The organism is Bacteroidetes bacterium SB0662_bin_6, from assembly GCA_009839485.1.
Taxonomy (GTDB): domain Bacteria; phylum Bacteroidota; class Rhodothermia; order Rhodothermales; family VXPQ01; genus VXPQ01.
In genome coordinates this window covers 22,422-29,007 of record VXPQ01000034.1, presented here as the reverse complement: position 1 = coordinate 29,007, position 6,586 = coordinate 22,422, and the positions used below count along the sequence as shown (strand labels likewise).

Sequence of the window (6,586 nt, the reverse complement as noted above, 5' to 3'; positions counted from 1 at the left end):
GTTGCTCGTCGCTCATTTGGAACCACCAAACTTCACTCCTCACGCCTTGATTGACGCCGTGCCTGACGGAACAGAGCATTGCTGCATAGTGGTAACAGGCCCTAATATTCCGGTCCGTCCCGTTCCCCTTTCCATTATGTCCGTTCTGCCTCCCTCCTGTTCGAAAGTGTCATGGTCCGCATGGGACAGGGCCTTTACCTTCGATCAGACCCGGTAAGGTGCCTGATGGTCACATGGCCGACGCATGACAAACGTTGCAGAAAAAAAGGGAGATAATCGCATCGTAGAGCGCGGAGCACATATCGAACTGTCTATCGATAAATTCGCCGACGGGGGCAGGTCTCTTGCTCGTGTGGACGGGTTTGTGATTTTCGTTCCCTGGGCTGTACCGGGAGATCGCGTGCGCGCCCGCGTATACAAAAAGAAAAAAGGATACGCGGAGGCGGCGGTCGAGGAGGTGCTGGAATCGAGCAAGCTGCGCGTTGCGCCGCCGTGCCGCTACTTCGGGACGTGCGGCGGATGCCGCTGGCAGCATGTGGAGTATCAGGCGCAACTCGACGCCAAGACAGAAAGCGTGCGCGATGCTCTTGTACGCGTCGGTCGGTTTGCGGAGGTCTCGGTGCTTCCCACCATCGGATCGGAGGAACGTTATTTCTATCGCAATAAGATGGAGTTCTCCTTCAGCGCGAACCGCTGGCTGACGCGGGAGGAAATCGATTCGGGCAGTACTTTCGACACGAATTTTGCACTGGGCCTGCATGTCCCCGGGCATTTTGACAAAGTGCTTGACTTGCGCGAATGCCATCTGCTATCGACGGCAGGCTATGAGATGGTGAATCGGATCCGCGATTTTGTCCGGGAGAGGGGTTGGCCCCCTTGGAACATACGCAAGCATACCGGTTTTCTGCGGCATCTGGTGATCCGGGCCGGCGAGCGCACGGGGGAGATCATGGTCAACCTTGTGACGAACGGATTGGATGCCGAGCGGATGGCCGCGATGGCTGCTTTTCTTCGACAGGATTTCCCTGAAGTGACCACGTTCGTCAATACGATCCACACGGGGAAGGCGCAGACGGCTTTTGGAGAACGGGTCGAGATCCTGTTCGGCTCCGGGGTCATTCATGACCGGATCGGACCGCATACGTTCGAGATAGCTTCCAATTCCTTTTTCCAGACGAATACCGCCCAGGCGGAGCGGTTGTACGAAACGGTGCGCACGTTTGCCGAACTGCAACCGGACGACAGGGTCTACGATTTGTATTGCGGAGCGGGGACTATTTCGATCTTTGTGGCGGACGCTGTACACAGTGTGACGGGCGTTGAACTCATAGAAGAAGCGGTCCGTAATGCCCGCGCCAATGCCGAAGCCAACGGCGTGGAAAACTGTACATTCGTGCAGGGCGATATGCCGGAGGTGTTCGGGCCCGGTTTCGCGGAGCGCTACGGAACGGCGGATGTGCTTATCGTGGATCCGCCGCGCGCCGGCCTGCATCCGAAGGTGGTCGAGTGCATCGGAGAGTCGGGGCCCGGGCGCTTCGTCTATGTGAGTTGCAATCCGAGGACGCAGGCACGCGATCTCGGCATGCTCCGGGACACTTATCGCATCGAGGCGGTGCAGCCCGTCGATCTGTTTCCGCACACGCCGCACATCGAAAACGTGGTCAAGCTGCGCCGCTGTATAGTGTGAACAGGCCCTAATCCCATTGCATGATCGTACGGGGATACTTGCCCCGCTCACTATGAAGAAAGCATTCGTCACCGGGGGCACGGGTTTCATAGGGAGCCATCTCGTCGAGGAATTGCTGCGCCGGGGGGCGGACGAAGTGCGCTGCCTTGTCCGAACCCGGCGCAAATGGCTGGAGGGCCTCCCGATCCGGGAAGTGCGCGGCGATTTGTTCGATGAGGCGCTTATCGCCGAGGCCGTGCGCGATGTGGATTACGTGTATCATAATGCCGGCCTCACGCGTGCTCGGGACGACGATGTCCTTCAGCAGGCCAATGTCGAGACGACGCTCCGCTTGATGGAGGTGGTGGCTCGCGTGAATCCGGGGGTGCGCCGCGTGGTGGTTACCAGTACTCTCGCTGTCATCGGGCGATGTGCCGACCGGGTAGCTACCGAGGAAAGCGCTCTGCGGCCCTTGAGCCGGTACGGCGTCAGCAAGGCCCGCATGGAGGAGGCGTTATCCGTCTGGCGAGACCGCCTGCCTGTAACGATCGTGCGTCCCCCTACCGTATACGGGCCGCGGGAAGCCGACCTGTTCGCGCTTTTTCGAATGGCGAGCAAGGGGATATATCCGGTGGCCGGGAATACCCGCGAGCCGACGATGAGTCTGGTTCACGTAGCCGATCTGGTGCAGGGCATGATGGCTGCGGCGGAGACGCCGGCCGCTGTGGGAGAAACATTTTTTCTCGGTGGCGAGATGTTCTATTCGTGGCGAGATCTCAAGGAGGCGACTATGGCGGCGTTGTGTCGAAAGGCTATTACCGTATCTGTACCCCCCATGCTGGTCGGTATGCTGGGAGCGGTCGTGGAAGAGGTGTCCCGGCTGGGCGGGATCTTGCCGCCCTTCCACCGGGAGAAGGCTCGCGAAATCAGGTATGCATGCAAGATGTGCTCCATCGACAAGGCGCGGCGGTTTCTCGACTATAGCCCCGCCGTCTCGTTGAAGCAAGGGGTTGCGGACGCCATTGCGTGGTATCGCGCGCAGGGATGGTTGTGAGGCGGCGCCTTCCGCGGGGCAGAGGTCCCCGCAGGGACCTCGCGCCGGCCATGACGGGAATATTCCCGGGTACCACCGGGAGAACCGATTCAAGGTGGTATCGTTGACGGTACGAAAGGCCGTCTTCATGCTAATTTTGCAATTGTCAAAACCATGAGTGCGCTCGGATTCAATACAGGGTACATCGAGAATCTCTATCACCAGTATCTTGAGGACCCGGAAAGCGTAGCCGAGGCCTGGCGGGAATTCTTTGCCGACTACAAGCCCGACGAGCCGTTTCGCGCGGTCGCGCAGGCGCGGCAGGCTACAGCGCCTCTTCCTGACGAGGTGGTGGTCGAGCCGGCTCCTGAGCAGGGGGACGGGGCTGCGCCCGAGCCGGAAGCGCCGCCGTCTCCTGAGCCCAAACCCAAGCCGGACAAGGATGTTATCCGGGGGCCGCAGGCAAAGATCGTCGAAAACATGGAGGCGAGCCTTGGTGTGCCCACGGCTACCTCCATGCGGACCATTCCGGTCAAGTTGATGATCGAGAACCGCATACTTATCAATGCTTACCAGCAGCATCAGGGCGGGGAAAAAGTTTCGTTCACCCACCTGATCATGTGGGCCCTCGTCAAGGCGCTCGCCCGGTTCCCCAACATGAATACTACCTTTTTGCGTGAAGACGGGGTTTCCCGGCACATTCTTCCGGAGCAGGTCAATCTCGGGATCGCCATCGATATCGAACGGAGAGGCCGGCGTACGCTGCTCGTGCCCAATATCAAGGGGGCGGAACGCATGAGTTTTCCCCAGTTGATGGGCATATACAACGATATTGTTCGCCGTGCAAGGAACGGCAAACTCACGGTTGCGGATTTCGAAGGCACGACCGCTACGCTCACCAATCCGGGCATGATCGGCACCAATATGAGCGTTGCGCGCCTTATGCCCGGCCAGGGTGTGATTATCGGAGCCGGCGCCATAGGGTATCCCCCGGAATACCATTCCTATCCGCCCGAGGCGGTGAGCAAAGCGGGTATCTCGCCGGTGATGAACATTACCTCGACGTATGACCATCGTATTATCCAGGGGGCCGAAAGCGGATCGTTTCTGCTTTATCTCGCGGACACCCTGCTCGGCAAGCACGGATTTTATCAGCAGATTTTCGAACAACTGAACATTCCGTATCAACCGTACGAACTCTCGACGGATACGACCCCGCAGATTGGCGGGGGAGAGCCGGGGGATCGGGTCGATATGGTGCATAAACAAGCACGTGTCCTGCAATTCATCCGGGAGCATCGGGTGCGCGGGCACTTGCAGGCGGACATCAATCCGCTGGGCTATAACTGGATGTATCATCCCGAGTTGGATCCTTTCTGGTACGAGTTGACGATCTGGGATCTGGACCGGGAATTTCTTACAGGAGGCGTGGGCGGCCGGGATGTGCTGCCCCTTCGCGATATCGTCGACATTGTGCGTACTACCTATTGCCGCAAGATCGGTATCGAGTATATGCACATATCGAGTCCTACCGAAAAACGGTGGCTGCAGGATCGGCTTGAGCCGACGGGACGCGAAGAGCCGGTAAGCCCTGCGGCCAAGCGCCGCATCCTTCAGAAACTGAATGCGGCGGAAGCGTTTGAGCGGTTCCTGCATACGAAATACATAGGGCACAAGCGGTTCTCGCTCGAGGGCGCCGAGTCGGTGATTCCGATGATCGACGCCATGTTGTCGGAGGCGGCGGAGCATGATATTCAGGAGGTGGTCATCGGCATGACGCACCGGGGCCGCCTGAACATTCTTGCAAATATTCTCAACAAGCCCTACGAGGCGATCTTCTCCGAGTTTGAGGGGAACATCGATCCCAATACGACCCAGGGTTCGGGCGACGTCAAGTACCATTTGGGCGCGCATGGCGAATATATCGCTCCTGGAGGCGCCACCGTAAAACTCATGCTGGCTTCCAATCCGAGCCATCTTGAGGCGGTCAACCCGGTCGTCGAGGGGATGGTGCGCGCCCGGCAGGACCTTCTGCAATACGGCGAGCAGGCGTTGGTCGAAGCGGAAGCCCGGGATGCGGCGATCCCGCTCCTGATCCATGGCGATGCAGCCTTCGCCGGGCAAGGCGTGGTCACCGAAACGCTCAATCTGAGTCAGCTTGCCGGGTACAAGACCGGCGGGACCATTCATATCGTGATCAATAATCAGATCGGATTCACGACCTCGCCTTCCGATGCGCGCAGTTCGACGTATGCGACGGATGCGGCCCGAACGATCCAGGCCCCGATTTTTCACGTGAACGGGGACGATCCGGAGGCCTGCGTACGCGTGGTGCAGCTTGCGCTCGAATACCGCAACGCATTCAACAAGGATGTGGTCATCGACATGTTGTGTTATCGTGTGCGCGGGCATAACGAGGGGGACGAGCCGACCTACACCCAGCCATTGCTCTACCGGCGGATCGAGGAGAAACGCTCCCCGCGCAAGTTGTATACGGAGCGTCTCCTGCGCCGGGGGGAAATGAATCCCGAAGAAGCGGAAGAGATTCTGCGTGACTACCGGGACCGGTTGCAGGAAGCCTTCGACCAGACGACGTCGATGGATGCCGAACGGGCGAAGAATCTTGCTGCCGCATTAGCGGCGCCCGCGCCTTTGTCGCTCGAGGAGCCGGACACCGCTGCGCCGGAGGAAAATCTGCATGCAGTGGCCCACGCCATGGCCGATTTTCCGGACACTGTAAAGGTGCACAAGAAGCTGACCCGCCAGTTCCAGCGGAACAAGGCTCTGTACCTCGAGCAAGAGCAGGTTGGCTGGGCGTATGCCGAAGCGCTGGCCTTCGGGTCCCTTCTTCTCGAGGGGACTACGGTCCGACTGAGCGGGCAGGATTCACGGCGCGCCACGTTCAGTCAGCGCCATGCGGTGCTCTATGACCAGAAAACAGGGCGGGAATATATCCCGTTGAATAACATCCGCGAGGGGCAGGCGCATCTTCACATTTACGATTCGCTGCTCTCCGAATATGCGGTGCTTGGTTTCGAGTACGGGTATTCCGTGGCCGATTCTTCCGCCCTCGTTATCTGGGAAGCGCAGTTCGGGGATTTCGCCAACGGCGCCCAGATCGTGTTTGACCAGTTCCTGGTTGCAGCCGAAGCGAAATGGGCTCAGCAAAGCAGTCTTGTAACGCTGCTTCCACACGGGTGGGAAGGACAGGGTCCAGAGCACTCATCCGCTCGCCTCGAACGCTTTTTGCAGATGTGCGCCGAGGAGAACATGATCGTATGCAATCTTACGACCCCGGCCAATTATTTCCATGCATTGCGCCGGCAGGTGCGCTTGTCCGACCGCAAACCGCTGATCGTGATGGCTCCGAAGAGTCTGTTACGCCATCCTCTTTTCGTTTCTCCGGCGTCGGAGCTCACCAACGGGGGATTCCGGAAAGTTATTCCGTCCGACGCCGATCCGAAAGCCGTGCGGCGGCATGTACTGTGCACCGGCAAGATGTACTATGATCTGGTACAGGCGCTCGAGAAAAGGGAGGATACGTCCATTGCCATTACCCGGATCGAGCAGCACTACCCGTTTCCTGAAGAAGAGGTTCTGGACGAACTGGTGCGTTACGGAGACGCCGCCGAGGTATGCTGGGTGCAGGAAGAACCCGCCAATATGGGCGCCTGGACTTACATGCAGTGCCGCCTCGATGCGTTGCTCGACAAGGTAAGCCGCGTTGGACAGGGGCGAACGGCTTACGTCGGGCGTCCGGGCAGTGCGAGCCCGGCGACGGGCAGTGCGGAAATGCACAAAGCCGAAACTGAGAATATCCTCAGCACCGTGCTGGGGAGGTCCCGCCTGCCTGCCTATGAACCGTTCAGGTGAGGGATATGACCTGG

At 59.2% G+C, this 6,586-nt stretch carries 3 protein-coding genes; all 3 read left to right on the top strand.

The window, feature by feature from the left end; translation table 11 throughout:
* The first annotated feature begins 280 nt into the window (after nucleotides 1–280).
* Nucleotides 281–1,687, top strand: a complete 1,407-nt coding sequence (gene rlmD / locus F4Y00_06415) for a 23S rRNA (uracil(1939)-C(5))-methyltransferase RlmD (protein MYE04586.1) — start codon at nucleotides 281–283, stop codon at nucleotides 1,685–1,687.
* Nucleotides 1,688–1,739: 52 nt separating this feature from the next.
* A complete protein-coding gene (locus tag F4Y00_06410) occupies nucleotides 1,740–2,720 on the top strand; it encodes an NAD-dependent epimerase/dehydratase family protein (protein ID MYE04585.1) in 981 nt (326 codons plus the stop codon).
* Between the two features lie 153 nt (nucleotides 2,721–2,873).
* The gene (locus F4Y00_06405; protein MYE04584.1) at nucleotides 2,874–6,572 is read left to right on the top strand and encodes a multifunctional oxoglutarate decarboxylase/oxoglutarate dehydrogenase thiamine pyrophosphate-binding subunit/dihydrolipoyllysine-residue succinyltransferase subunit; all 3,699 of its coding nucleotides are present in this window, start codon (nucleotides 2,874–2,876) and stop codon (nucleotides 6,570–6,572) included.
* Nucleotides 6,573–6,586 lie beyond the last annotated feature (14 nt).

Bases quoted from the DNA above. Each gene is read 5' to 3' on its own strand.
- F4Y00_06405 (MYE04584.1), top strand. From the start codon at position 2,874: ATGAGTGCGCTCGGATTCAATACAGGGTACATCGAGAATCTCTATCAC.
- F4Y00_06410 (MYE04585.1), top strand. From the start codon at position 1,740: ATGAAGAAAGCATTCGTCACCGGGGGCACGGGTTTCATAGGGAGCCAT.